Here is a 25554-nt window from a genome sequence, read left to right as displayed (position 1 = left end):
CTCGACCACGATGTAGAACTCGTCCAGTCCTCCACCGGAGGTGGAGGTTTACTTTGGTTACAAGAAAAGGCGGCCCAATGGCCGCCTTCCCAGTAGCTTCGAAGGGAAAAGCCTTCACATGCCGGCCCCGCCCAGCACCGTGACGGCGCGGCGGTTCTGCGACCAGCAGGAAATGTCGTCGCAGACGGCGACCGGCTTTTCCTTGCCGTAGGAGATCGTCTTGATGCGGTTCGCCGGGATGCCGCGCGAGGCGAGGTACTGGCGCGTCGCGGCCGCACGGCGCGCGCCGAGCGCGAGGTTGTATTCGCGCGTGCCGCGCTCGTCGGCGTGCCCCTCGACCGTGATGGCGTAGTTCGAATAGCGCTGCAGCCACTGGGCCTGGCGGTCGAGCGTGGCGGCGGCATCCGCGCGGATCGACGAGGAGTCCGTGTCGAAGAAGATCCGGTCGCCGACGTTGACGGTGAAGTCCTGCTGCGAGCCGGGCGTGGCGGCACCGGCGCCGAGGCCGAGATCGCCGGCGCTGTTCGGCAGGTTCTTCTTGGAAGCGCAGCCTGCCAGGGCCAGCGTCATGCACAGGGCGAGCATCACCGGATTGCGGGCGATGGTCTGCATGCGGCCTGCGGCCGGAGTTTGAATGCGGCTCATGAGCCGGTCTCCTTGCATCGGGTTTTGTGTCAAGTTGGTTGAAGCGTCGGTTTCAATCAGGGTTGCCGGACTGTAACCGGAACCGGTTAATCCGCATTCAAGAGGTATGGTTAACGGTTTCCTGCCTGTCCCCGGCCGTCCCGACGCGCTTCGCCGTCGCGCCTGATTTGCAGGACTTTGCGGCAAGAACGCGGCAGGCCCGCCCCATTTGCGCCGACTACTCGAGAAGCGGCGACCAGGCCGGGTCGGAGGCGAAGCCGTTCGTCTTGATGAGCTGCTCGTTGTAGCCCGTGAGATCAATCGAGTAGAGCTGCGGCCCGCCGGCGCCCGCATTCTGGCGGAAGAACATCAGCACGCGGCCGTTCGGCGCCCAGGTCGGCCCCTCGTTGTGGAAGCCGGTGGTGAGGATGCGCTCGCCCGAGCCGTCCGTCTTCATCACGCCGATCGAGAACTTGCCGCCCGACTGCTTGGTGAAGGCGATGAGGTCGCCGCGCGGCGACCAGACCGGCGTCGAGTAGGAGCCGTCGCCGAAGGAGATGCGGCGCTGGTTGGAGCCGTCGGCGCCCATCACGTAGAGCTGCTGCTTGCCGCCGCGGTCGCTCTCGAAGACGATCTGCGTACCGTCCGGCGAATAGGAGGGCGAGGTGTCGATCGCCGCCGTCGAGGTGAGCCTGGTCGTCGTGCGCGAGCGCAGGTCCATCGTGTAGATGTTGGCGTTGCCTTCCTGCTGCAGGCTCATGATGACGCGCTGGCCGTCCGGCGAGAAGCGCGGCGCAAACGTCATGCCGGGGAAATTGCCGACCACCTCGCGCTGCCCGGTCTCCAGCTGGAGCAGGTAGACGCGCGGCTGGTTGCCCTCGAAGGACATGTAGGTGATCTCCTGCCGGTTCGGCGAGAAGCGCGGCGTCAGTACGATATCGTTGGAATTGGTGAGCGCACGGGCGTTGAAGCCGTCCTGGTCCATGATGGCGAGCTGGCGCTTGCGCGCGGTCTTCGGCCCGCTCTCGGCGACATAGACGATGCGCGTGTCGAAATAGCCCTTCTCGCCCGTCAGCCGCTCGTAGATGGCGTCGGCGATGATATGGGCGACGCGGCGCCAGTTCTCCGGCTGGGTGAAGAACTGCTGGCCGGTGAGCTGCTGGCCGGCGAAGGTGTCCCACAGGCGGAACTCGGCGCGAAGCCTGCCGTCACCCTCCTGCGTGACGCGGCCGGTGACGAGCGCCTGCGCGTTGATCACCTTCCAGTCGTCGAAGCGCGGCGGCTGGTCGGGGTTGGAGATCTTCTCGATGAAGGCCTGCTTGTTGACCGGAGCGAACAGGCCGGACCGCTTCAGGTCCGCCGCGATCACGTCGGTGATGCGCTGGCCGAGGTCGCCGCTCGCCACGAAATCGGTGACGGCGATCGGCAGCGGCTCGACATTGCCCTTGTTGATGTTGATTTCCACGAGCGCCCAGGCCTGCGGCAGGAAGCTCACGAGGCCGGTCAGCAGGACCAGGAAACGGAAAAGATTGCGTTTGAACATGTGTCTAGGCCTTCCATAAAGCAATTCCAGCAAAAGTGCGAAGCGGTTTTGCGTCCGGGATTGCGTAAAACGAGGGTGCTTACATCATTTCGCTGGGGTCGAAGTTCACGACGACTTCGCTCCAGGCATCGTATTTTTCCGGCGGCAAGCCTTTGAAGGGCCGCGACTTCATGATGGCGCGCTTCGCCCCGCCGGCGAGCGCCCGGCGCGCGGATTCTGAGCCGCCGGTCGCCACGACCTCAGGCTCGCCGATGATGTCGCCGTTCTGGTCGAGCTGCATCGTCACCTTGATGCGCACGTCAGCGGCATCGGCAAGGCCGGGAATGATCGACCAGTTGTTCTGGATCTGGCCGCGCAGCGCGTCCATCTCGCTCATCGTCAGCTTGGTGCCGGAGGTCGTCTTCTTGCCGCCGAGTGCGGCCTGCTCCTGCGAGGACTTGGCGCCTTCGCCGGACGCCTTCTCCTTGTTGAGGAGGGCTGCGATCTCGTCGGCGTTGAAGTCGCTGTCGTTGACGGAGCTCGCCTTCTCCTGCTTCTTCTTCTCTTCCTTCTTGCGCTCCGGGGTCTTGGCCGTCTGCGCCTGGGCCTGCTCGATCTTCGGCTTCATCACCGGCACCGGCACCTTGTCCGGCAGGGCCTCGGCCTCGGCGTCCTCGGCGGGCGCCTCCTCGGCGGGCTTGGCATCCGGCGTCGGATCCGGCTTGACCTCCTGCTTGGCCTCGGGGATCGCCGCGACCTCCGTCGAGGGTTCGCTCGCGGGCTCTTCCTGCTTGACCTCCTCGACGGGCTTGGTGTCGGGGGTTTGCACCACCTTCTCGGCCTTCTCGGGCGCCGCTGCGGTCTCGATCTCGCGCGGCTTTTCCTCCGGCGTCGGCAGGTTCTTCAGGTCGATGTCGTTGTCGCCGACGTTCTCGGCGTTCTCGACGGGCGTTTCCTTCTTGGTCGGCACGGGCGCGGCCTTTTCCTTCGCCTCGGCCTTCTTGTCGCCCTGCTGGATCTGCGTCAGTTCCTCGATGGAGACGATGTCGACCGGCAGCGCCTCGACGTCGGCGACGTCGAAGCTCTCCGGCGCGCCGAGCGAGACCAGCGCCCAGGTGAGCACCAGGGCGTGGAGCGCTGCGGATGTGGCGAGGCTGCCCTTCATCGCGTGCGACTACCTGTCCGGTTTCTGCTCGGTGACGAGGCCGATATTGGTGAAGCCCGCCGCCTGGATGCGCGACATCACGTCGGCGATGATGCCGTAGGGTGCATTGCCGTCGCCGCGCACGAAGATGCGTTCCGTATAGCCCGTCGTCGCCACGGCCTGGAGCTTGGCCGCCACCTCGTCGACCGGGATCGGCGTCTCCTGCAGGAAGATCTCGCCGTCGGCCTTGACCGAGACGGTGATCGGCTGGGTATCGGCGTTGAGCGCCTTGGCCTGCGTCTTCGGCAGGTCGATCGGCACGCCGACCGTCATGAGGGGGGCCGCGACCATGAAGATGATGAGCAGCACCAGCATGACGTCGACGAACGGCGTCACGTTGATCTCGCTCATCGGCGCCTTGCGCCCGCCGCCGCGGCGGCGCCGGCCGCCGCCCGTGTTCTTCGCTCCGACTGACATGCCCATGGCGTCGTCTCCGTTTACTGCGCGGCCGCGCGCGGCTGCAGCTTCTCGTCGATCTGGCGCGAAAGAATGGCGGAGAACTCGTCCGCGAAGCCTTCCATGCGCGCCGTCAGCTTGCCGGCGTCGGCGGAGAACTTGTTGTAGGCGATGACGGCGGGGATGGCGGCGAGCAGGCCGATGGCGGTCGCGAGCAGCGCCTCGGCGATGCCGGGGGCGACGACCGCGAGGCTCGTCTGCTTGGAGCCGGCGATCGCCTGGAAGGAGGTCATGATGCCGACGACGGTGCCGAACAGGCCGACGAAGGGCGCCGAGGAGCCGATGGTGGCAAGCGACCCCAGCCGTGCCTCCAGCGTTTCCGATTCGCGGGCGAGCGTCACGTCCATCGCCCGGTCGATGCGCATCTGCAGGCCGATCGGCGAGCGGGCGCCGCGCTCGAAGCTCTTCTTCCACTCGCGCATGGCGGCGACGAAGATGGCGCTCATGCCCGAGGTCTGCCGGTCGGACAGCGTGCGGTAGAGCTCTTCCAGCGACTGGCCGGACCAGAACACCTGCTCGAAGCTGTCGAGCTGGCGCCGCGCCCTGCCGTAGCTCAGCGTCTTGTCGACGACGATGGCCCAGGTCCAGATAGAAGCGGCGACCAGACCGAGCATGACCAGCTTCACCACAAACCCGGCTTGCATGAACAGACCCCAAAGGGTCACGCTGCCCACCGCTTCCAAACCAACCTGTTCCATAGATCTCAAGTCCCCGAATCCAAAGACCCGGCACGGGCGCTTGCGACCGGAACCGGGTTCATCCTTCCGCCGCCGCGTCCCCTGGGAGGATGGAGCCGCCTCGGCGTTCACAAAACGAGCGTCGCCTGCGAGGATTTCGATCCGCACCGCTTCGCATGCCCGTCAAGAATGTCCGGTTGATGCCGCCGGCCGCCATGCCGGTCAAATGCTTACAGCCTGCCTTCTTGCCGTCAATTTTGGTTAAAGGATGACGTGCGATGCACAAAATCCTCATGGCGGCAGTAAGACATCATTATGGTTAAGCAAGCGTTACCGCTGAAATAACCCGATCCGGCCGCGCGGCGAGAAAACGGGCGGCAAGCCCCTCCGGCAGACGGCGCGGCCGCCCCGCCGCGTTGACGACGGCGATGATCACCTTGGCGGCGATCAGCAGGCACTCGCCGCATCGGATCTCCTGGGCGAGCACCATCTTCGCCCCGCCCGCCTTCTCGGTGGCGGTGAGGATCGTCAGCACGTCGTCCATGCGCGCCGGCAGCTTGAAATCGATCTCCATGCGATGGACGACGAAGACCAGCCCCTCGCGGTCGCCCTCGAGCAAGAGATTGCCCTGCTCGACGCCGAGGAGGCGGAGATAATCCGTCCGCCCGCGTTCCAGGAAATGCAGGTAGCGTGCGTGGTAGACGACGCCGGAAAAATCCGTGTCCTCGTAATAGACGCGCTGGACGAGCCGGTGGCCGGCCTCCGTCAGCTCGCCGGAAAGATGGTGGTCCGCCTCACCCATCAGTCGTCCTCGGAAAAGAGCCGGAACTGGGTCGCCTCCAGGTCCTTCGGCGGCGTCAGCCCGAGATGCTTCCAGGCGTTCGCCGTCAGCATCCGCCCGCGCGGCGTGCGCTGGATGAAACCCTGCTGGATCATGTAGGGCTCGATGATGTCCTCGATGGCGTCGCGCGGCTCGGAGAGGCCCGCGGCGATCGTCTCGATGCCGACCGGGCCGCCGCCGAAATTATGGGCGATCATGGAAAGATAGCGCCGGTCGAGCTGGTCGAGGCCCATGTTGTCGACCAAGAGCCGCGTCAGCGCCTCGTCGGCGGTCTCGCGGGTAACGGCCTCGGCGCGGGCGACTTCGGCGAAGTCGCGCACGCGGCGCAACAGCCGGCCGGCGATGCGCGGCGTGCCGCGCGCGCGCCGCGCGATCTCGCGCGCGCCCTCGTCCGTCATGGGAAGCCCCATCAGCCGGGCGCCGCGCCGGACGATCAGCTCCAGCTCCTCGACCGTGTAGAAATTGAGCCGGACCGGGATGCCGAAGCGGTCGCGCAGCGGCGTCGTCAGGAGGCCGAGGCGCGTGGTGGCGGCGACGAGGGTGAACTTGGAGAGATCGATCTTCACCGAGCGCGCCGCCGGCCCCTCGCCGATGATCAGGTCGAGCTGGAAATCCTCCATGGCGGGATAGAGGATTTCCTCGACAGCCGGATTGAGCCGGTGGATCTCGTCGATGAAGAGCACGTCGCGCTCTTCGAGATTGGTGAGCAATGCCGCGAGGTCGCCCGCCTTGGCGATGACCGGGCCGGAGGTCGAGCGGAAATTGACGCCGAGCTCCTTGGCCATGATCTGCGCGAGCGTCGTCTTGCCGAGGCCGGGCGGGCCGACGAAGAGCACGTGGTCGAGCGCCTCGCCGCGGTTCTTCGCCGCCTCGATGAAGACCTTGAGGTTGGCGCGCGCCTCCTTCTGGCCGGTGAAGTCGTCCAGCGTCTGGGGCCGCAGCGCGGTATCGATGTCCTCGCCGCGCTTTTCCGGCGAAAGCAGTCTGTTCGGCTCGCTCATGCGCCCCTCATCCCATTGTCAGCCAAGGAAGGCAACCGCCTCACCGCGACAATTCCTTGAGGCCGAGGCGGATGAGCTTGGCGCTGTCGGCCCCCTCGCCGCCGTTCTTCAAGGCGGCTGCGACGGCATTCGCCGCCTGGTCGCGCGAATAGCCGAGATTGGTGAGCGCCGAGACGGCATCCGCAACGGGTGCAGAGGCAACACCTTCCCCAAGCTCCTGCTTGAGACCGATCGACGCCGCGGCCTCGCCGGCGAAGGCCGGCGCCTTGTTGCGCAGCTCGGTTATGATGCGCACCGCCACCTTCGGCCCGACGCCCGGCGCCCGCGAGACCGCCGTCCTGTCCTGCAGCGCGATGGCATTGGCGAGCTCCCCCGGCGTCAGCGTCGAGAGCACCGCGAGCGCCACCTTGGAGCCCACCCCCTGCACGCTCTGCAAGAGCCGGAACCACTCCCGCTCCAGGGCCGTCAGGAAGCCGAACAGCCGGAACTGGTCCTCGCGCACATAGGTCTCGATGAACAGCACCGCCGCCTCTCCCGCGGAGCCCAGCCGCGACAGCGTGCGCGCCGAGCAGAAGGCGACATAGCCGACCCCGTGCACGTCGAGGACGACATGGTCCTCGCCGATCTCGTCGATTACGCCTTTGAGTTTGCCGATCATGGGAAGGGTCCGTCAGGGATGGGTTTCGGGCGTGATCAAACGGATCATCGGGAAATAGGTCCGGTAGCGCGCCGCATCACGGGTGAGGAGATCGTGTCCCCGCACCAGGGCGTGCGCACCGATATAGAAATCCGGCAGAGGCGAACGCTTGTCGCCGCCGCCGCGCCTGTATTGCATGAACGCCTGCCCGGCAGCGTGGGCCCCCTCCCAGGGCAGGTCCTCGCGGATGAAGGATGCCGGCGACAATGCAACCTCCAGCGTATCCACGGTGGCGAAGCCCGCCGCCATTTCCGCATAGATCAGCGGATTGATCAGGACGTCGCCCCGCCGCCGCGCATCGGCGATGGCGTTCAGGGACCAATCCTCGAACGCGCTTCCGGCGTGGAAGACATCGATGAGGATACTGGTATCGATGATCGTACCCATCAGTCGCGCAACAGGCTGTAGAAGGCGTCTCCGTCGAGATCGCCGAGCGCCATGGAGCCCTTGTGCCGGCGCAGGTGCTCGACGAGGTCCTGCACCGCGCGCTCCCGCTCGTCGGCCGCCGGCTCGACGCGACGCAGCACGGCGCTATCGCCCTGTAGCACGAATTCGACCTCCGATCCCGGCACGATGCCGAGGTTGCTCCGCACATTCCGCGGTATCGTCACCTGTCCCTTTTCCGTCACGCGCATAGTAATACCTCCGAAGTATTACCTATCGCCCCCACCGGAACAAGTCAAGAACAAATCAGCCGGCGAGCTTGGCCAGCCGGCCGGAGAGGCCCTGGCGGTTGTGGGCGTGGCAGATGGCGATGGCGAGCGCGTCGGCGGCGTCGTTGCCGACGAAGGTCGCCTTCGGCATCAGCACCTTCAGCATCATGTGGATCTGCTGCTTCTCGCCGTGGCCGACGCCGATCACCGCCTTCTTGACGGCGTTCGGCGCGTATTCCGCCACGCGCAGGCCGGCACGCGCCGGCACCAGCATGGCGATGCCGCGCGCCTGGCCGAGCTTCAGCGTGGCGGTCGCGTCCTTGTTGACGAAGGTCTGCTCGACCGCCGCCTCGTCCGGCCGGTAGCCGTGGACGATCTCGGCAAGCCCGTCGTGAAGCTGGCAGAGCCGCGAGGCAAGGTCCATGTCGCCATCCGACGTCACGGTGCCGGAGGCGACGAAGCGCAGTGAGTTGCCGAGCGTCTCGATGATGCCCCAGCCGGTGCGCCGAAGCCCGGGGTCGATGCCGATAATGCGAATCGTGTCCTGCATGGAAGAACCCTAGTCCCGTCCGCCGGACCCTGCCAGCGAAATGTGAACAAAACAAAAACAGAGCAAGCTTCGCAAAACCCCGGCTTGGATTTTACGGAATTGAACCTACATGGGGCGACGATCAAAACCGCTCACAGCGAGGCCGCGCCATGGTGCCCTTCTCCATCCTCGATCTTTCCCCGGTCACCGAAGGCGGCACCGTCGCCCAGTCGCTCAAGAATTCCCGCCGCTTCGCGCAGGAGGCCGAGGCGCTCGGTTACGAGCGCTTCTGGCTTGCCGAGCATCACGGCATGCGTGGCATCGCAAGCGCTGCGACCGCGCTCGTCATCCAGCACGTGGCGGCGGGCACGGAGAAGATCCGCATCGGCGCCGGCGGCATCATGCTGCCGAACCACTCGCCGCTCGTCATCGCCGAGCAGTTCGGCACGCTGGAAGCCCTTTTCCCCGGCCGCGTCGACCTCGGCCTCGGCCGCGCGCCCGGCACCGACATGCTGACGGCGCGGGCGCTGCGCCGCAACCTCGACAGCGCCGCCAACCAGTTCCCGCAGGACGTGGTCGAGCTGCTGCAGCTTCTCGGGCCCCGCCAGCCGGAGCAGCGGGTGATCGCCGTGCCGGGCATCGACAGCAACGTGCCGGTCTGGCTGCTCGGTTCCAGCCACTATTCGGCGCATCTTGCCGGCATGCTCGGCCTGCCCTTCGCCTTCGCCTCGCATTTCGCGCCGGACATGCTGCTTTCGGCGCTGGAGATCTACCGCGAGCGCTTCGAGCCCTCGCAACATCTCGACAGGCCGCATGTGATGGTCGGCGTGATGGGTGCGGCGGCCGAGACGGATGCCGAGGCCGCCCGTCTCTTCACCTCGATGCAGCAGTCCTTCGTGCGCCTGCGCCGCGGCACGCCGGACGCCTTCCCGCCGCCGGTGGATTCCATGGACGGGCTGTGGAGCGATCAGGAGCGGATCATGGTGGAGCATACGCTGCAATATGCCGTGGTCGGCGGGCCGGAGACGATCCGGCGGCAGATCGCCGATTTCCTGGCGCTGACGAAGGCCGACGAGCTGATCGTCTCCATGCCGGTCTTCGACATGGCGGCGCGGCTGACGTCGCTCCGGCTGTTCGCGGAGGCGCGGCGGGATTTGGCAGAGGCGGCATAGTGAAGCTGCCCCCCTCATCCCTCTGCCGGGACCTTCTCCCCGAGGGGAGAAGGGGGAAACGGAACGGTGCGGCACTCCCCTTCTCCCCGCCGGGAAGAAGGTGGCCCGAAGGGCCGGATGAGGGGACGGCGCCCGATCAGGCCGAAAGCTTCGCCAGCACCTCGTCCGAAACCTCGAAGTTCGAATAGACGTTCTGCACGTCGTCGTCGTCTTCCAGCGTGTCGATCAGCTTCATCAGCGACTGCGCCTTCTCCTCGTCGACCGGCACCGTGTTCTGCGGCTTCCAGATCGCCTTGACCGTCTCGGCCTCGCCGAGCTTGTCCTCGAGCGCCTTGGAAACGTCGCCGATGTCCTCGAAGCCGCAGAGGATGGTATGGCCGTCCTCGTCCGTCGTCACGTCCTCGGCACCGGCCTCGATGGCCGCTTCCATGACGGCGTCGGCGTCGCCGGCCGAAAGCTTGTAGACGATCTCGCCGACGCGGTCGAAGGAGAAGGAGACCGAGCCGGTCTCGCCGAGCGCGCCGCCGGCCTTGGAGAAGGTCGAGCGGACGGAGGAGGCGGTGCGGTTGCGGTTGTCGGTCAGCGCCTCGACGATGACGGCGACGCCGCCCGGGCCGTAGCCCTCGTAGCGGACTTCCTCGTAGTTCTCCGCGTCGCCGCCCGCGGCCTTCTTGATCGCGCGCTCGATATTGTCCTTCGGCATGGACTGCGCCTTGGCGTTCTGGATCGCCAGCCTGAGGCGCGGGTTCATCGCCGGATCGGCCATGCCCGTCTTCGCCGCCACGGTGATCTCGCGGGCGAGCTTGGAGAACATTTTCGACCGCACGGCGTCCTGCCGCCCCTTGCGGTGCATGATATTCTTGAACTGTGAATGGCCGGCCATGGCACCCCTGTCTGGTTTGGCGCCCCTGCGGACGCCTTTGTCTGTGACGGGGCACTGCCGCGGTGTCGCGTCTGTCCCATGCCCCGATTTTCGGAATGCCGCCTTATAATTTCATTGCCGCCCGCCGTCCAGAGCGGGCGCGCGAAGCCTCACATGCCGGCGAGTATGTGGATCGTTGGCTGCTTCGGCAGGCTGCGAAGGGAGACGGAGAGCGTGGCGCCGTCGTTGCGCACCACCTCGAAATCCGCGCCGAACATGGCGAGGAACCGCTCGACCGGCGGCCCGGTGCGGTGCATCGGCAGGATCAGCGACGAGCGCAGCCGCTGCACGACGCGGCTCATGCTGTCGGCCCCCATCGTCAGCCCGCCGTCGACCGGCACCATCAGGATGTCGAGCCGGCCGATCTCGGCATATTGCGTGTCGGTGAGCTCGTGGTGCAGGTGGCCGAGATGGCCGATGCACAGTCCCGCCACCTCGAAGATGAAGATCGAGTTGCCGTTCGGCTCCATCGCGCCCCCCCAGGAGCGGATGTCGGTCGGCACGTTGCGGATGTAGACGTCATCGACGACGAGGTCGTGGTCGGCGCCCGTGGCCGACGCCTCGTCCCAGCCGTGCAGCACGTGGGCGATGCCCGGCTCGGGATGCATCGTGTAGTGGCTGGAATGGGCCTTGTTCATCGTCACGACGGTGGGCAGCGCCGGCGTCTTGTACCAGCCGTTGTAGTCGGTGGCGATCGTCACGCCGCCGGGCGTCTCGATGAAGAAGGTCGAGTGGCCGATGAAGGTGATCCGCACCTCCTCGTCCGCCCGCGCCTGCGCGGGGAGAATGGCCGGGCCGGAAAGGCTCGCGAAGGTCGCGGCGGGAAGCGAGCGCGCGATCATCTGGCACTGGCTCACCGGCCGCTCGCCCTCCCCGGCCGCCGGATGGACCGGCAGCAAAGCCGTGAGGCCGAGAAACAGGAACGGAACGAGCAGGAGATGCGGCATCGGCGACACCCTTCCTCTGGTCGGCGAACTATGCCCGCTGCCGTTCCCGCGGTCGAGATTTTTCCCGCCTCCCCGCCGATCACGATCGCTTGAGCCGCCGCCCCCGGAACCATGCCGCGGCATGCCGCGTTTGAGGAACTTCACGACAACGGCCAGGAGAAGGAGCGACCATGTCCAGCCTCACCCAGGCGCGCGAGAACCCGCGCGAGCAGCTTTTCGACGAGATCGAGCGCATCCATGCCGGCATGCTCGGCATCGAGGGAAGCCACATGCACATGCAGCCGATGGCCCCGCAGCTCGACCGCAAGAGCGGGACGATCTGGTTCTTCACCAAGACCGACGCGGCGATCGCAGAAGCCGTGACGCCCGGCGCGCACGCGCATTTCTGCGTCGTCGGCAAGGACCACGACTATCACGCCTGCATCGCCGGCCGCCTCTCGGTGCGCAGGGACCCGGCGAAGATCGACGAATACTGGAGCAGCGTGGTCGCGGCCTGGTACGATCACGGCAAGGACGACCCGAAGCTCACCATGCTGGTGCTGGAGATGGAGGACGCCGAGATCTGGGCCTCGACGGGCAGCACGCTGAAATTCGGCTGGGAGATCGCCAAGGCCAACCTCAACCCCGACGAGGAGCCGGACGTGGGCGTGAAGACGAAGGTGCGCTTCGCCGTGCCGTCGGATCACCTGCGCCACATGGCCTGAAACCGGGCCTGAAACCTCAGTTCCAGAAGCTCGGCACCGTCTCGGCGAGGCGCGGCCCGAGCCGCAGGGGCGCGACCTTCTCGGCAAGGCCCGTCCGGTCGGAGATCTCGACCGCCATGCCGCAGATCGTCGCCGGCCCGGAGGCCGCCTCGAAGCGGCTCTTCGGCATCTTCGAGATGAAGCGGTTGAGCGGCTCCTCCTTGTCCATGCCGAGCGAGGAATCGTAGTCGCCGCACATGCCGGCGTCCGACATATAGGCGGTGCCGCCGTTGAGGATCTGGCAATCGGCTGTCGGCACGTGAGTATGCGTGCCGACGACCACGCTCGCCCGCCCGTCGACGAAATGGCCGAAGCACTGCTTCTCGCTGGTCGCCTCGGCGTGGAAGTCGAAGACGATCGCGTCCGCCTGCTCGCCGAGCGGGCAGGAGGCGAGGATCGCCTCGCCCGCCATGAAGGGATCGTCGAGCTCGGGATGCATGAAGACGCGGCCCATGACGTTGGCGACGAGAACGCGCGCGCCGTTCCTCGCGACGTAGACGTTCGCGCCGCGCCCCGGCGTGCCGGCGGGATAGTTCGCCGGCCGCAGGAACTGATCGTGGCGGCTGGCGAAGGTCACCGCCTCCTTCTGGTCCCAGACGTGGTTGCCGGTCGTCACCACGTCGGCGCCGGCGTTCAGCGTCTCCAGGAAGATGTCCTCGGTGATGCCGAAGCCGCCGGCCGCGTTCTCCCCGTTGACGACGACGAAATCGAGCTGGAAATCGGAAATCAGCCCCGGCAGGCGCTCCCAGACGGCGGTCCGCCCGGTCTTGCCCACCATGTCGCCCAGGAAAAGAAATCGCATCGGCCTGCCTCAGGAAACCGGGTTCAACACGCGAAAACCGCTTTCGGTGAGGATGGCGTCGAGCGCCACGTCGTGCGGTTCCGAGGGCACTGATGCCACTTCCTGGCAGTCGAAGGCAATGCCGATCAGTTTCGGCGCGCGGCCTTTCGCCCTCAGGCGGTCGATCGCACGGTCGTAGTGGCCGGCGCCGTAGCCGATGCGGTGCCCCGACCGGTCGAAGGCCGAGAGCGGCACGAGCAGGATGTCGGGGTCGAGCACCGCCGCCTCCGGCCCAGGCCCCGTCGTGCCGAAGCCGACCTTGACGACCGGCGCGCCGGGCAGCAGTTCGCGGAAGACGATCGTCTCGCGATCGAGCACGACCGGCAAGCACAGACGCGCGCCGCGGGCGCGAAGGCGCGCCATGAGCGGCCGCACGTCCGCTTCCGAGCGGATCGGCCAGAAGCCGGAGACGACGGTGCCGGGCGGAAGGGCGATGGCATCGCCCGCATGCTCCACCATGGCGAGGCTGCCCTCGATGCGCGCCTCCGGCGTCATCGCGTCGCGCAGCGCCAGCCGCTCGTTGCGGATCGCCGCCTTTCGTTCCTTGGGTGTCACGGGATGCCTCCTGCCGTCTCGTGCGTGCTTAGCAGGCGCGGGCCGCCCCTGGCAAACCCCCTGTCCCTTTCCGGCACAGGCGGCCAAATTCCCGCGGAACTTCGTTAAGTAGCGGAAGAGTTTGCGCTTTTCGCCGCGTATCGAGCCGCCTAAGCCGGGTCATGGCATCACGCGACGATTCATCATCACGCCCCGAGCTGACCGGGATAGAGACGAAATGCCTCGGCCTTGCCGCCCTCGGCAGGACGCCCGCCGAGATCGCCCGCGAGGCGGATCTCGCACCCGAACGCGTGACCGAGGCGCTGCGCAGCGCCACCGACAAGCTCGGCGCACAGAACCTCACCGGCGCGATCACCCGCGCCGTCCGCCTCGGCCTCCTGTAGCTCAGGCGGCCGCCGGCGCCTCGGCGAGCCGCAGCATCGCCTGGGCCGCGCCCTCGTCGGTGATCAGCGTGTTGCAGCCGATGCGGCGGATCGTGGCGCGGATCGCCGGCGCCCGGTGCGCGCCGCCGGAGACGAGCACGATGTGGCGCGCCTTGCTGACCGTGTCGAGGTCGATCGACATGACGCGGTGGCGGATCGGATGGTCGATGGTGCGGCCTTCCGCATCGAGGAAGTTGCACATCGTGTCGCAGACGCAGCCCGCGGCGATCAGTTCCTCCAGCTCGTCTCGGGCGATGAAATCGCGCGACAGCGAGCTGGAGCGCGGGCCGATGTCGCCGCAGCTCACCACGGCGATGTCCATGTTCTCCGCCCGGTCGAACAGCGTCTTCAGCCCGCATTTCTCGATCAGGCTGCGCTTGGTCTCGCGCGAATCGACGAGCAGCGGCGCGAGGAAGAGATAGCACTCCGCGCCGAGCTGGCTCGCCAGCCGCCAGGTATATTCGATCGGGTTGATGTGATGCGCCTCGACCACGCCGCCGAGCAGCGACACGACCTTCACCCGCTCGCGCCGTGCCGGGCGGAAGCTCGCGAGCGAGGCCGTCAGCGTCCGTCCCCAGCCCACACCCACCGTGCAGTCGTCCGGGATCGCCTCGGTCAGGAACTGGCCGAGCGCGAGGCCGACGCTCCGGGCCGTCGCCTCGGCGCTGTCGGCGGCCGGCACCACCACGGCCTCGTCGAGCCCGTAGGCCTTCTCCAGCCGGACGGCGAGCTCGACGCAGTCGCCCACGCCCTCGTCGATCCAGATCTGCACCTCGGAGCGCTTCAGCGCCTCGTCGAGCATGCGCACGACGGTGGTGCGGCTCACCCCGAGCTTTTCGGCGACGTCCTTCTGCGTCAGCCCCTGATTGTAATAGAGCCATGCGGCGCGCAGGCGCAGCGCCGCCGATTCCGAATAGGCCGTGTGTGTGTCGCGTCGGAGCCTCGCCACGTCGCCTCCTGTCATGACTTGCATTCACCGCGCCGCGGCGCGGGCGCCATCCTAGCACGAACCGCGCCAGCTGGACAAATGACCACAGGAGTACGCAAAAGTCCTTGCTTTCTTCCCGGAAATCCCGGATAGTCCGGCCATGTCGGCTGGCGCTTTCTGCCGGCGGATATGTCGTGCCGGCGAGCGCGGCGACGGAAAAGGAAGCACGGTCCGTCGCGCAAGCCGTCAAAGGAACATGGAGGAGGGCCACGCCTTTCCTGCGGAAGGCGGCCCGACGGCAACCACTCGGGATTTTGGAAATGGCATCCAAGCTTGAACAGCTCCGCGCGATGACGACCGTCGTCGCGGATACCGGCGATATCGACGCGGTGCGCCGCCTGAAGCCGGTCGACTGCACCACCAACCCCACCATCGTGCTCAAGGCGCTCGGCACGCCGGTCTTCGCCGACGCCGTCTCCGAGGCGATCCGCTGGGGCCAGTCCCAGGGCGGCAATCGCGAGGGCGTCGTTTCCGCCGTCGCCGACCGCCTGGCGATTTCCGTCGGCGCGGCCCTTGCCGAGCTCGTGCCCGGCCGCGTCTCGACCGAGGTCGACGCCGACCTCTCCTTCGACACCGAGGGCTCCATCGCCAAGGCGCGCGGGATCATCAAGGCCTATGACGCGCGCGGCATTTCCCGCGAACGCATCCTGATCAAGCTCGCCTCGACCTGGGAAGGCATCCGCGCCGCGGAAGTGCTGCAGAAGGAAGGCATCGACTGCAACCTGACGCTGCTCTTCAACAAGGCCCAGGCGATCGCCTGCGCCGACGCCGGTGTCTTCCTGATCTCGCCCTTCGTCGGCCGCATCCTCGACTGGCACGTCAAGGCGAGCGGCAAGACCTTCACGGCGGAGGAGGACCCGGGCGTGCTTTCGGTGCGCGCGATCTACGACTACTACAAGTCGAACGGCATCGACACGATCGTCATGGGCGCCTCGTTCCGCAACGTCGGCGAGATCGAGGCCCTTGCCGGCTGCGACCGGCTGACGATCAGCCCGGCGCTGCTGGAAGAGCTGGATGCGGCGGACGGCACGCTGGAGCGCCGCCTCTCGCCGGAGAAGGCCGCCAGGGTCGCCCCGGTGGAAATCGACGAGAAGACCTTCCGCTGGATGCTGAACGAGGACGCCATGGCGACCGAGAAGCTCTCGGAAGGCATCCGCTCCTTCGCCAAGGACCTCGGCAGCCTCAGGGCGATGATCGACAAGGAACTGAAGGCGGCCGCATAGCCGCAACCGGAACGGCGAAGGCCACCCTCGCGGGTGGCCTTCTTTCTTTTGTTCGAGACCGGAAAAGAGAGGCTACAGCAGCCTCATCACCACTTCGTTCCAGATCCTCTCGACATAGGGCAGCGGCTCCCGTACGCCGATCGGGCCGAGCGGAAGAACGTAGAGCGCCAGCACCAATCTTTCGAAGCCGCCGGTCGCCGGCAGCGCGGCCTTCCTGTTCGCAATCAGAATGGCGGCCGTGGTCGTCACCGCGGAGACGAAGAGGAGGTGCGCCCAGCGGAAATAGTCCACGCCCAGCAGGAACAGGGCGCAGACGAAAAGCAGCTGCCCGGCGAAGACCGGCAGCGAAAAGCCATTCGCCCGCGCGAAACGCAGCAAGAAATAGCAGGGCACCCCGACGTAGAAGGCCAGGAGAGCGTAGTCGGAGAACCCCAGGTGCGATGCAGGTTCCAGAACCACGCGCTGCCAGGCTTCCGCCCCGCCGGCGCGGTCCGGCCCGAGCACGACGGCGAGGTCGGCGTCGATGTTGCCGAACAGGGCGATCAGCGCCATGGCCGCGACGGCCGGGACAAGGCTCAGCGCGATCTCCCGCCGCGGCGCGGCGCGCAGAAGGGCGAGAACCACCAGCACCGGCAGGCCGTAGAAGAACATCGCCTCGTGCACCAGAACGCCGGCCGCCATCGCGACCCCCGCCCAGTACGGCCGCCCCCAAGCCGCCAGCCAGAGCGCCAGGAACAGGATCAGATAGTTTGCGTGGTCGTAGCGTGCGACGTCGTAGGAGAACTGCATGAAACCGGCCGGCGCGATCAGCAGCGCCAGGCGCGTCCAGAAGGAGAAGGACGGCCTGTCGGATTCCATCGCGGACAGAACCCGATGCGCGACCCAGACGACGGCAATGAAAAGCGCGAAGTCGAATGAGATTATGAAAAGGTATTCGTAGTCGATGTTTCCGGAGAAGCCATCGATCAGGGGATGGAGGACGGTGCCGATTGCCCCGCGCCGGGCGAAGCCGAAATCCATGTAATTAATATGGAACTGCGTTATCTTGTACGAAAAGTAGGAAAAGTCGCCATTATTCAGAGAAACTTTTACCGCATACAAAATTCCGATGAAATAGGAGAATACCGATAATATTATGAAATTACTGGATATCGCACTCAAATAGGAATTCAGCGGCTTCGGAGAAGAATCCGGCAGAGAATACACCGTCGCCATGGGGAAACACCATCACATCGTGAATGATAGAAAGTTAGATATTTAATAAAACTTCAGCAACGGATAGTCGCCATGACAAATCGATACGCCATGTGAACCGGACGACACAAGGAGATGATTCAGGATTGGTTAACCACGCCGCCGCGCAACCTACGGCGCCCGGACCTGACATTCCGACAATAAGGGAAAAGCGCGATCCACGACGACCGATGGCGTTTTTACGATCCCGGGTGCCTACAAAGTAGGTGGGCGCCGTATGTCCGGACCCACAGGTCCGGTCAGGGACAACTCCCTTGAGATCGTGTATGGCCCCGGGGATGTGATTACCTGTCGGGAAGCGCAGACCGCCTTCGACATATAGGGCGAAAACGCGGTTTGCGCCAGTGGCATTTCATCGCGCCGGCCGACGCGATCAGTTGACCGGCGCCTTGCCGGTGAGCTTGGCGGCCATGCCCTGGATCTGGTTGGTCAGTTCGCCGAGCGCCAGCGCGATCGCCTCCTCGTTCTTCGAGACCTCGGCCATCACGCCCTCGCGCCCCTTGCGCAGTTCCTCGGTCTCCTTCTCGATGCGCTCGAGCCGGCGGCGGACGTCGTTCAATTCGTCCATCACCATGATCCCGGCCATGACCGTCAGGCGCAGGTCGCCGATCTCGCCGAACTGGCTCTTCAGGTGCCCGACATAGCGGTCGAAGCCGGCGGCGAGTTCCTCGAGGTGGCTCTCCTGCCCCTCCTCGCAGGCCATGCGATAGGCCTTGCCGTCGATCGATACCGTTACCTGTGCCATGCTGATGTCCTGATTGGTTAGCGGTCGAGCACCGCGCGGATCGTTTCCATCGCGGTGACCAGCCGGCGGGAGACCTCGCGGTTGACCTCCTCCAGCCGGTTGGCGCGGAATTCGGACTGGTCGAGCTCCTGGGCGAGGCGCGATCGGTCGGCATTGACGCGCCGGACCTCGCCGTCGATCTCGGCCCGGTCGCGCTCGCGTTCCAGGCGCGCATCGAGCGCGCCGTCGAGGGAGGCGATGGCCTTGCGCAGCCCCTCGATTGCCGCCCTGACTGTTTCCCCGTTCGTCATGAAGCCTTCACCGGCACTCTCAAAGACACGAATCGCCGCCGCCGGCGCCGGTTCCCAACGCCCGACAGTATTCAACTGCGGGCGGCACCGTCAACAGCACGCGCCCCGACCCCGGCAGACCCCTGTGGACCCGTGTCGCGACAGGCCTCGCCGACGCCTGCAAAACCGCGGCGAATCCGCCCGGAAAGGCCGCAAAAGCCGCTGAATTCGTTGACTCCGACGGTGCACCTGCTATGTGTCACCCGCTTCCTAACCGATGCTCGGGAACGAGGTCGGCCCTGACACCCCGAAGAGTACGGAACAGTCATGATCTCTCGCGAAAAACACGATCGGATGGCGAACGCAATCCGCTTTCTTTCCATGGACGCCGTGGAGAAGGCGAACTCCGGTCATCCCGGCCTGCCCATGGGAGCGGCGGACATCGCAACGGTGCTTTTCACCCGTTTCCTCTCCTTCGACCCGAAGAATCCGTCCTGGCCGAACCGGGACCGTTTCGTGCTGTCGGCCGGCCACGGCTCGATGCTGCTCTATTCGCTCCTCTACCTGACCGGCTACGAGGACATCACCATCGACGAGATCAGGAACTTCCGCCAGCTCGGCGCCAGGACCGCCGGCCATCCGGAATACGGCCACGCCGCCGGCATCGAGACGACGACCGGCCCGCTCGGCCAGGGCATCGCCAACGCCGTCGGCATGGCGATCGCCGAGCGCAAGCTGCGCGAGGAATTCGGCGCCGACCTGATGGAGCACTACACCTATGCGCTCGTCGGCGACGGCTGCCTCATGGAGGGCATCAGCCAGGAGGCGATCTCGCTTGCCGGCCACCTCAGGCTCAACAAGCTGATCGTCTTCTGGGACGACAACAACATCTCCATCGACGGCCCGATCTCGATCGCCGACTCGACCGACCAGCACGCCCGCTTCCGCGCCTCGAACTGGCACACGATCGCCGTCGACGGTCACGATCCGGACGCCATCGCCGCCGCCATCGAGGAAGCGCAGAAGTCCGACAAGCCGACCATGATCGCCTGCAAGACGACGATCGGCTGGGGCGCGCCCAACAAGGCCGGCACGCACAAGGTGCACGGCTCGCCGCTCGGCGCCGACGAGATCGCCGCCACGCGCAAGGCGCTCAACTGGGAATCGGAAGCCTTCGTCGTGCCCTCAGACGTGCTCGACGCCTGGCGGCTCGCCGGCCTGCGCTCGACCAAGGCGCACAAGGAATGGGAAGCCCGCCTCGAAAAGACCGAGGCCGAGAAGAAGGCGCAGTTCGTCCGCCGCTTCGCCGGCGAACTGGAAAGCAGCCTCGACTCCGCCATCTCCGACTACAAGAGGAAGCTCGCCGAGACCAAGCCCGGCCCCGCGACCCGCAAGGCCTCTGAGGACGCGCTGGAGGTCATCAACGGCGTGCTGCCGGAGACGATCGGCGGCTCGGCCGACCTCACCGGCTCCAACAACACCAAGACCAGCCAGACCAAGTCGATCACGCCGACCGACTTCTCCGGCCGCTACCTCCATTACGGCGTGCGCGAGCACGGCATGGCGGCGGCGATGAACGGGATCGCCCTGCACGGCGGCCTCATTCCCTATTCCGGCGGCTTCCTGATCTTCTCGGACTATTGCCGTCCGTCGATCCGGCTCGCCGCGCTGATGGGCATCCGCGTCATTCACGTGCTGACCCACGATTCCATCGGGCTCGGCGAGGACGGTCCGACGCACCAGCCGGTCGAGCATCTGGCGGCGCTGCGCGCCATCCCGAACCTGCTCGTCTTCCGTCCGGCAGACGCGACCGAGACGGCGGAGTGCTGGCAGCTCGCGCTCGAAAGCCACAACCGCCCCTCCGGCATCGCGCTCACCCGCCAGAACCTGATGGCCGTGCGCACGGAATACGAGGAGGAGAATCTCTGCGCCCGCGGCGCCTACGACCTCATCTCGGCCGCCGACGCCAAGGTGACGATCTTCGCCTCGGGCTCCGAGGTCGAGATCGCGGTCAAGGCCTGCCAGGCGCTGACGGCCAAGGGCATTTCCACGCGCGTCGTCTCCGTTCCCTGCTTCGAGCTCTTCACCGAGCAGCCGGAAGCCTACCAGGAAGCCGTCGTCGGCACGTCGCCGGTGAAGATCGCCGTCGAGGCCGGCATCCGCCAGGGCTGGGACCGCTTCATCGGCTCGGACGGCGCCTTCGTCGGCATGTCCTCCTTCGGCGCGTCGGGTCCCTACAAGGAGCTCTACAAGCATTTCGGCATCACGCCGGAAGCGGTGGTCGCCGCCGCCGAAGCCAAGCTCGCCTGAGCTTCCCGCCGGGCGCGGCCGACCCCGCGCCCTCCGGGTCCGCAAACAGATTTTTGACAGGGAGAAGCCCCAAATGACTGTGAAAGTTGCCATCAACGGATTCGGCCGCATCGGCCGCAACGTGCTGCGCGCCATCATCGAATCCGGCCGCACCGACATCGAGGTCGTGGCGCTGAACGACCTCGGCCCGGTCGAGACGAACGCCCACCTGATGCGCTACGATTCCGTGCACGGCAAGTTCCCCGGCACCGTCACCGTCTCCGGCGACACGATCGACGTCGGCCGCGGCCCGATCCGCGTCACCGCCGTGCGCGATCCGAAGGACCTGCCCTGGAGCGACGTCGACATCGCGCTCGAGTGCACCGGCATCTTCACCTCGAAGGAGAAGGCCTCGGCACACCTGGCGAACGGCTCCAAGCGCGTCATCGTCTCGGCGCCGTGCGACAATGCCGACAAGACCATCGTCTACGGCGTCAACCACAACTCGCTGACCAGGGACGACCGCGTCATCTCGAACGCCTCCTGCACGACGAACTGCCTGGCGCCCGTCGCCTACGTCCTGCACAAGGCCTTCGGCATCGAGAAGGGCTACATGACGACGATCCACTCCTACACGGGGGATCAGCCGACGCTCGACACGATGCACAAGGACCTCTACCGCGCCCGCGCCGCCGCCCTTTCCATGATCCCGACCTCGACGGGCGCGGCCAAGGCCGTCGGCCTCGTGCTGCCGGAGCTCAAGGGCAAGCTCGACGGCTCGGCGATCCGCGTGCCGACCCCGAACGTCTCGGTCGTCGACCTGAAGTTCGTGCCGTCCCGCAAGGTCACGGCCGAGGAAGTCAACGCCGCCGTCAAGGCCGCGGCCGAAGGCGAGCTCAAGGGCATCCTCGACTACGTCACCGGCCCGCTCGTCTCGGTCGACTTCAACCACGACGCCAACTCGTCCAACTTCGCCGCCGACCAGACGAAGGTGCTCGAGGGCGACCTCGTCCGCATCCTGTCCTGGTACGACAACGAATGGGGCTTCTCCAACCGCATGGCCGACACGGCCGTCGCCTTCGGCAAGCTGATCTGATGCAAGACGGTATCGCGTCCCGCCCCGGACGCGATACCCCTTCTGCCCTACCGGGCATCTCTCCCTTGCCGGCGGGGCAATCGCATATGCCAGGACGTCACCGTTTTCCCCTTCTCCCCGTCGGGGAGAAGGGGGCCCGAAGGGCCGGATGAGGGGGTAAGCGGGCCGTCTTTCGCTTCGCTCACCCTCCCATCCCGCTGCCGCGACCTCTCCCCGACGGGGAGAAGGACCAGACGGCACCTTCCGAATTCCGTATGCGATTGCCCCGCCGGCAAGGCGGAGTTCCCCGGCACGCCGCTTCCAATTCCAGGCTCCTGCCACTCACCGGAGACGCCCAATGACCTTCAAGACCCTCGACAACCTCACCGACATCGCCGGCAAGCGCGTGCTCGTCCGCGTCGATCTCAACGTGCCGGTCAAGGACGGCAAGGTCACCGACACGACCCGCATCGAGCGCGTCGCGCCGACCATCCTCGAACTCTCCGACAAGGGCGCCAAGGTCATCCTGCTCGCCCATTTCGGCCGCCCCAAGGGTGAGGCCGTCGCCGAGATGTCGCTGCAGCAGATCCTGCCCGCCGTGAAGGACGTGCTGCGCAAGGATGTGCGCTTCGCCACCGACTGCATCGGTGATGAGGCGGAAAGCGCCATCGCCGCGATGGGCGACGGCGACATCCTGCTTCTCGAAAACACCCGCTTCCACAAGGGCGAGGAGAAGAACACGGAAGACTTCACGGCAGCGCTTGCCGCGAACGGCGACATCTACGTCAACGACGCCTTCTCCGCCGCCCACCGCGCGCACGCCTCGACCGAAGGGCTGGCGCACCGCCTTCCCGCCTATGCCGGCCGCACCATGCAGGCCGAGCTGGAGGCACTGGAGAAGGGCCTCGGCAATCCCGCCCGCCCGGTCGTCGCCATCGTCGGCGGCGCCAAGGTCTCGACCAAGATCGACCTCCTCATGAACCTCGTGAAGAAGGTCGACGCGCTGGTGATCGGCGGCGGCATGGCCAACACCTTCCTCGCCGCCCGCGGCACGAATGTCGGCAAGTCGCTCTGCGAGCACGACCTCGCCGAGACCGCCCGGCAGATCATGATCGAGGCGGCGACGGCGACCTGCGCCATCGTGCTGCCGGAGGACGGCGTCGTCGCCCGCGAGTTCAAGGCCGATGCCGACAACGAGGTGGTCGCCATCGACGCCATTCCCGCCGACGCCATGGTGCTCGACGTCGGGCCGAAGACGGTCGAGGCCGTCAACACCTGGATCTCGCGCGCGGCGACGCTCGTCTGGAACGGCCCGCTCGGCGCCTTCGAGATCGCCCCCTTCGACAAGGCGACGGTCTCGGCCGCCCGCCACGCGGCGGCGCGCACGAAGGAGGGCAGGCTCGTCTCCGTCGCCGGCGGCGGCGACACGGTGGCCGCCCTCAACCATGCCGGCGTCTCCGACGACTTCACCTACATCTCGACGGCGGGCGGCGCCTTTCTCGAATGGATGGAAGGCAAGGTGCTGCCGGGCGTGGACATCCTCCACCGGCAGAAATGACCGGGCGGGGCTTGTGCTTCGCCGCGGATCGCCTACATTGATCTCAACGTCAACGTAGAGAAAGGAAGGTGATCCGATGTCTAGTGAGATTTTGGCCTTGGCCGCGGACATGGGAGTTGTGGTGACGGAAGCGGGGCAGCCCTCGCTCTAGTCGCACCTTCCTTCGGGCCTCGCGCCCGGGTCCAAGCCGGACCAAACCTCATGGGGGCCACGCCAAGCGTGGCCCTTTTGATTTTCCGGGTTGTTCGGGGCTTCGCCCTACCCCCTCTGCCCGGCAGGGCAGAGGGGGGTATCGCGCCCGCCTCCGGCCTGTGGCCACCTCCTCACGGCCGGATCGCCACCGTCAGCATCATCAGCACGATCGCCGCGACGGCGATTTTCCAGAAATCGGCCCGGCGCCTCAGGCCCGGCAGGCCGAGCGGCCGGACGAGCTGGAGCAGCATCGCGACGAGAAGAAGGGCAGGCAGGATTTTCGACATGACGGATTCCTTTGTCCGTTCCTGTCACAGGACGGACATTTTTCCAAGCGATCAGCGACTTGGAAAAGCCGCCGGCAAGCGTCTGCCGGGTTTGCGTCCGGCCCGCCCCGCTTGTATGCCTATTGCTCCTTAACCTGCGACGTTGCGACACATGCGAAAAAACCTCATTTCCGTCTTCGCGCTTCTGACGGGCACGCTGTTCCTCTTCCTGGGCAACGGCCTGCACGGCCTGCTTCTGCCGATGCGCGGCGCCTATGAGGGATACGAGACGACGATCCTCGGCCTGCTCGGCACGTCCTGGGCCTCGGGCTTCGTGCTCGGCTGCCTGCTCGCGCCCGCCATCGTCAAGCGGATCGGCCATGTGCGCGCCTTTTCCGGTTTCGCCTCGCTGATCGCCATCATCGCGCTGCTCACCGGCATCCTCGTCGATCCGTTCTGGTGGGTGGCGCTGCGCGCCATCACGGGCTTCGCCATCGCCGGCACCTCGATGATCATCGAGAGCTGGCTGAACGAGCGCGCCACCAACGAGAGCCGCGGCCTGATCTTCTCGCTCTATATCGCCATCACGCTCATCGGCACCGTCGGCGGGCAGATGACGGTGGCGCTCGGCGACGTGGCGACGCCCATCCTCTTCATGGTCGCGGGCATCCTCTACTGCCTCGCCATGCTGCCGACGACACTGTCGACCGCCGCCTCGCCGCAGCCGCTGAAGCAGGTCCGCCTCGACATCCCCGCCCTCTTCCGCACCTCGCCGATCGCCTGCGTCGGCATCCTGCTGATCGGCATCGCCAACGGCGCCTTCGGCACGCTCGGCGCCGTCTTCGGCGCCAAGGTCGGCCTCGCGTCGGGCATGATCGCCACGATGATGAGCGTTGCCATCTTCGCCGGCGCCGTCATGCAGCTTCCCGCCGGCCGCATCTCCGACCGCGTGGACCGGCGCATGGTGCTTGCCGCCCTCGCCGGAGTGGGGGCGGTCGCCGGGCTGTCGCTCTTCGTGTTCCAGCCCGTCTCGGTCGTCTGGCTGCTCGCCATGACGGCGATCTATGGTGCTGCCGCCAACGCGCTCTACCCGATCGCCGTGTCGCACGCCAACGACTTCGCCGAGCCCGAGGACTTCGTGAAGATCTCCGGCGGCCTGCTCCTGCTCTACGGCATCGGCACGATCATCGGCCCGACCATCGGCGGCCCGATCATGTCGTCGGTCGGCCCCTATGCGCTGTTCATGGTGACGGGCTGGGCGCATGTGCTGATCTCCGCCTACGCCATCTTCCGCAGCCGCCGCCGCGCCGCCAAGCCGGCGGAGATGCGCGACGCCTACACCACGATCAATCCCGGCACGCTGACGACGCCGGAAAGCCTCCAGCTCTCGCCCCGCGCCCTGCCCTCCGCGGGCGCCGGCGAGGAAAACCAGGGAGACCGCACGCCATGAGCCTCTTCGACGACGACCGCCCCGCGAAGAAGACCGCGCACGAGATCGGCAGCGACCTGTCGCTGCTCTCCGTCGACGAGCTTTCGGCGCGGATCGAGCTGCTGAAGGAAGAGATCGCCCGCCTGGAGGCGGAAAGGACAAGGAAAGGCGCAAGCCGCGCCGCGGCCGAAGGCTTGTTCCGGTGAGGAATACAGCGCCCGTGCAGAGAAGGCACAGCGGCGAGGCAAGACCGAACAGAGTTAACCGTCCATTAAGCCTTACGAGCTATTATTCATACATCCGGTCCTTCCGGATTCAGACATTTTCACCGCTTGGCGAATCGGTCTGATTTTTCTCCCTGTTTTACCTTGAGAGCCGCTTCCCGCGGCTCTTTTTTTGTGTATCGCCCGCCCGGCAATCGTCGTCCCGAAAGAATTGTGGACATTAACCTTTCCTTAAG

General features: G+C 66.4%; 29 protein-coding genes and 1 other RNA gene. 9 read left to right on the top strand and 21 right to left on the bottom strand.

The genetic code is table 11. From position 1 onward, the window contains the following. Nucleotides 1-114 precede the first annotated feature (114 nt). The 11 genes from pal to ruvC form a co-directional block, all read right to left on the bottom strand. On the bottom strand, nucleotides 115-645 hold the full coding sequence (gene pal / locus NNZ72_RS02875; RefSeq protein ID WP_257312438.1) for a peptidoglycan-associated lipoprotein Pal: 531 nt from the start codon (nucleotides 643-645) through the stop codon (nucleotides 115-117). 217 nt (nucleotides 646-862) lie between these two features. Next, nucleotides 863-2167 carry a Tol-Pal system beta propeller repeat protein TolB gene (gene tolB, locus NNZ72_RS02870; RefSeq protein WP_257312436.1) on the bottom strand — a complete coding sequence of 435 codons (1305 nt, stop codon included), beginning with the start codon at nucleotides 2165-2167 and terminating at the stop codon, nucleotides 863-865. Between the two features lie 79 nt (nucleotides 2168-2246). Further along, the gene (gene tolA, locus NNZ72_RS02865; RefSeq protein ID WP_257312434.1) at nucleotides 2247-3311 is read right to left on the bottom strand and encodes a cell envelope integrity protein TolA; all 1065 of its coding nucleotides are present in this window, start codon (nucleotides 3309-3311) and stop codon (nucleotides 2247-2249) included. A gap of 9 nt (nucleotides 3312-3320) precedes the next feature. Next, entirely contained in the window at nucleotides 3321-3773 is a 453-nt protein-coding gene (tolR, locus tag NNZ72_RS02860; RefSeq protein ID WP_257312431.1) for a protein TolR, read from the bottom strand. 14 nt (nucleotides 3774-3787) lie between these two features. Continuing rightward, nucleotides 3788-4504: a protein TolQ gene (gene tolQ / locus NNZ72_RS02855; RefSeq protein WP_257312428.1), complete on the bottom strand. Its 717-nt coding sequence runs from the start codon at nucleotides 4502-4504 to the stop codon at nucleotides 3788-3790. 298 nt (nucleotides 4505-4802) lie between these two features. Beyond that, on the bottom strand, nucleotides 4803-5285 hold the full coding sequence (gene ybgC / locus NNZ72_RS02850; RefSeq protein ID WP_257312425.1) for a tol-pal system-associated acyl-CoA thioesterase: 483 nt from the start codon (nucleotides 5283-5285) through the stop codon (nucleotides 4803-4805). Then, entirely contained in the window at nucleotides 5285-6325 is a 1041-nt protein-coding gene (gene ruvB / locus NNZ72_RS02845; protein ID WP_257312423.1) for a Holliday junction branch migration DNA helicase RuvB, read from the bottom strand. Before ruvB ends, ybgC begins: the two co-directional genes overlap by 1 nt. Nucleotides 6326-6365: 40 nt before the next feature. Next, entirely contained in the window at nucleotides 6366-6983 is a 618-nt protein-coding gene (gene ruvA, locus NNZ72_RS02840) for a Holliday junction branch migration protein RuvA (protein WP_257312421.1), read from the bottom strand. 12 nt (nucleotides 6984-6995) lie between these two features. After that, the gene (locus NNZ72_RS02835; protein ID WP_257312418.1) at nucleotides 6996-7409 is read right to left on the bottom strand and encodes a type II toxin-antitoxin system VapC family toxin; all 414 of its coding nucleotides are present in this window, start codon (nucleotides 7407-7409) and stop codon (nucleotides 6996-6998) included. Further along, nucleotides 7409-7633: an AbrB/MazE/SpoVT family DNA-binding domain-containing protein gene (locus tag NNZ72_RS02830; protein WP_371747679.1), complete on the bottom strand. Its 225-nt coding sequence runs from the start codon at nucleotides 7631-7633 to the stop codon at nucleotides 7409-7411. The genes NNZ72_RS02835 and NNZ72_RS02830 overlap by 1 nt, the downstream gene beginning before the upstream one ends. 79 nt (nucleotides 7634-7712) lie before the next feature. Continuing rightward, complete coding sequence (gene ruvC, locus NNZ72_RS02825; RefSeq protein WP_257312413.1) at nucleotides 7713-8225, bottom strand: crossover junction endodeoxyribonuclease RuvC; 513 nt, start codon at nucleotides 8223-8225, stop codon at nucleotides 7713-7715. A gap of 149 nt (nucleotides 8226-8374) precedes the next feature. Here ruvC and NNZ72_RS02820 point away from each other — a divergent pair, with 149 nt between their 5' ends. Beyond that, complete coding sequence (locus tag NNZ72_RS02820) at nucleotides 8375-9376, top strand: LLM class flavin-dependent oxidoreductase (protein WP_257312410.1); 1002 nt, start codon at nucleotides 8375-8377, stop codon at nucleotides 9374-9376. Nucleotides 9377-9512: 136 nt separating this feature from the next. On the opposite strand, the gene NNZ72_RS02815 is transcribed toward NNZ72_RS02820, so the two are convergent. After that, nucleotides 9513-10259 carry a YebC/PmpR family DNA-binding transcriptional regulator gene (locus tag NNZ72_RS02815; protein ID WP_257312408.1) on the bottom strand — a complete coding sequence of 249 codons (747 nt, stop codon included), beginning with the start codon at nucleotides 10257-10259 and terminating at the stop codon, nucleotides 9513-9515. Nucleotides 10260-10408: 149 nt separating this feature from the next. Then, nucleotides 10409-11233: an MBL fold metallo-hydrolase gene (locus NNZ72_RS02810; protein WP_371747683.1), complete on the bottom strand. Its 825-nt coding sequence runs from the start codon at nucleotides 11231-11233 to the stop codon at nucleotides 10409-10411. A 182-nt stretch (nucleotides 11234-11415) separates the two neighbouring features. Here NNZ72_RS02810 and NNZ72_RS02805 point away from each other — a divergent pair, with 182 nt between their 5' ends. Further along, nucleotides 11416-11949, top strand: coding sequence for a pyridoxamine 5'-phosphate oxidase family protein (locus tag NNZ72_RS02805; RefSeq protein WP_257312403.1), 534 nt, complete (start codon nucleotides 11416-11418; stop codon nucleotides 11947-11949). 16 nt (nucleotides 11950-11965) lie between these two features. On the opposite strand, the gene NNZ72_RS02800 is transcribed toward NNZ72_RS02805, so the two are convergent. Continuing rightward, nucleotides 11966-12790, bottom strand: a complete 825-nt coding sequence (locus NNZ72_RS02800) for a TIGR00282 family metallophosphoesterase (protein WP_257312401.1) — start codon at nucleotides 12788-12790, stop codon at nucleotides 11966-11968. A 9-nt stretch (nucleotides 12791-12799) separates the two neighbouring features. Continuing rightward, on the bottom strand, nucleotides 12800-13384 hold the full coding sequence (locus NNZ72_RS02795; RefSeq protein WP_257312398.1) for a 5-formyltetrahydrofolate cyclo-ligase: 585 nt from the start codon (nucleotides 13382-13384) through the stop codon (nucleotides 12800-12802). Between the two features lie 161 nt (nucleotides 13385-13545). Here NNZ72_RS02795 and NNZ72_RS02790 point away from each other — a divergent pair, with 161 nt between their 5' ends. Then, a complete protein-coding gene (locus tag NNZ72_RS02790) occupies nucleotides 13546-13767 on the top strand; it encodes a helix-turn-helix transcriptional regulator (RefSeq protein WP_257312396.1) in 222 nt (73 codons plus the stop codon). A 1-nt stretch (nucleotide 13768) separates the two neighbouring features. On the opposite strand, the gene NNZ72_RS02785 is transcribed toward NNZ72_RS02790, so the two are convergent. Further along, nucleotides 13769-14755, bottom strand: a complete 987-nt coding sequence (locus tag NNZ72_RS02785) for a sugar-binding transcriptional regulator (protein WP_257312393.1) — start codon at nucleotides 14753-14755, stop codon at nucleotides 13769-13771. A gap of 299 nt (nucleotides 14756-15054) precedes the next feature. On the opposite strand from NNZ72_RS02785, the gene tal reads away from it, so the two are divergent. Next, the gene (gene tal, locus NNZ72_RS02780; protein WP_257312390.1) at nucleotides 15055-16017 is read left to right on the top strand and encodes a transaldolase; all 963 of its coding nucleotides are present in this window, start codon (nucleotides 15055-15057) and stop codon (nucleotides 16015-16017) included. A gap of 72 nt (nucleotides 16018-16089) precedes the next feature. Here the strand turns inward: tal and NNZ72_RS02775 are convergent, their stop codons facing one another. From NNZ72_RS02775 to NNZ72_RS02760, 4 genes are all read right to left on the bottom strand, one after another. After that, complete coding sequence (locus NNZ72_RS02775; RefSeq protein ID WP_257312388.1) at nucleotides 16090-17232, bottom strand: hypothetical protein; 1143 nt, start codon at nucleotides 17230-17232, stop codon at nucleotides 16090-16092. Between the two features lie 190 nt (nucleotides 17233-17422). After that, a non-coding RNA gene (ssrS, locus tag NNZ72_RS02770) (6S RNA) lies at nucleotides 17423-17581 on the bottom strand. 63 nt (nucleotides 17582-17644) lie between these two features. Continuing rightward, nucleotides 17645-18016, bottom strand: a complete 372-nt coding sequence (locus NNZ72_RS02765; RefSeq protein ID WP_257312386.1) for a cell division protein ZapA — start codon at nucleotides 18014-18016, stop codon at nucleotides 17645-17647. A 17-nt stretch (nucleotides 18017-18033) separates the two neighbouring features. Further along, nucleotides 18034-18306, bottom strand: coding sequence for a DUF4164 domain-containing protein (locus tag NNZ72_RS02760; RefSeq protein ID WP_257312381.1), 273 nt, complete (start codon nucleotides 18304-18306; stop codon nucleotides 18034-18036). Between the two features lie 306 nt (nucleotides 18307-18612). Between NNZ72_RS02760 and tkt the strand changes: the two genes are divergently transcribed. From tkt to NNZ72_RS02745, 3 genes are all read left to right on the top strand, one after another. Then, the gene (gene tkt, locus NNZ72_RS02755) at nucleotides 18613-20595 is read left to right on the top strand and encodes a transketolase (RefSeq protein WP_257312378.1); all 1983 of its coding nucleotides are present in this window, start codon (nucleotides 18613-18615) and stop codon (nucleotides 20593-20595) included. Nucleotides 20596-20668: 73 nt separating this feature from the next. Beyond that, a complete protein-coding gene (gene gap, locus NNZ72_RS02750) occupies nucleotides 20669-21670 on the top strand; it encodes a type I glyceraldehyde-3-phosphate dehydrogenase (RefSeq protein ID WP_257312372.1) in 1002 nt (333 codons plus the stop codon). A gap of 337 nt (nucleotides 21671-22007) precedes the next feature. Further along, complete coding sequence (locus NNZ72_RS02745) at nucleotides 22008-23207, top strand: phosphoglycerate kinase (protein WP_257312366.1); 1200 nt, start codon at nucleotides 22008-22010, stop codon at nucleotides 23205-23207. Between the two features lie 323 nt (nucleotides 23208-23530). Here NNZ72_RS02745 and NNZ72_RS02740 read toward each other — a convergent pair whose 3' ends face one another. Next, on the bottom strand, nucleotides 23531-23686 hold the full coding sequence (locus tag NNZ72_RS02740; RefSeq protein WP_257312363.1) for a hypothetical protein: 156 nt from the start codon (nucleotides 23684-23686) through the stop codon (nucleotides 23531-23533). 151 nt (nucleotides 23687-23837) lie between these two features. On the opposite strand from NNZ72_RS02740, the gene NNZ72_RS02735 reads away from it, so the two are divergent. Both NNZ72_RS02735 and NNZ72_RS02730 read left to right on the top strand, forming a co-directional pair. After that, a complete protein-coding gene (locus tag NNZ72_RS02735) occupies nucleotides 23838-25115 on the top strand; it encodes an MFS transporter (RefSeq protein WP_257312357.1) in 1278 nt (425 codons plus the stop codon). Then, the gene (locus NNZ72_RS02730) at nucleotides 25112-25300 is read left to right on the top strand and encodes a DUF1192 domain-containing protein (RefSeq protein ID WP_257312350.1); all 189 of its coding nucleotides are present in this window, start codon (nucleotides 25112-25114) and stop codon (nucleotides 25298-25300) included. The genes NNZ72_RS02735 and NNZ72_RS02730 overlap by 4 nt, the downstream gene beginning before the upstream one ends. The last annotated feature ends 254 nt before the right edge of the window (nucleotides 25301-25554 follow it).

It is taken from the genome of Shinella pollutisoli (assembly GCF_024609765.1).
Classification (GTDB): Bacteria; Pseudomonadota; Alphaproteobacteria; order Rhizobiales; family Rhizobiaceae; genus Shinella; species Shinella pollutisoli.
The sequence above is the reverse complement of the archived record's forward strand: the minus strand, read 5'-3'. Positions and strand labels throughout refer to the sequence as shown.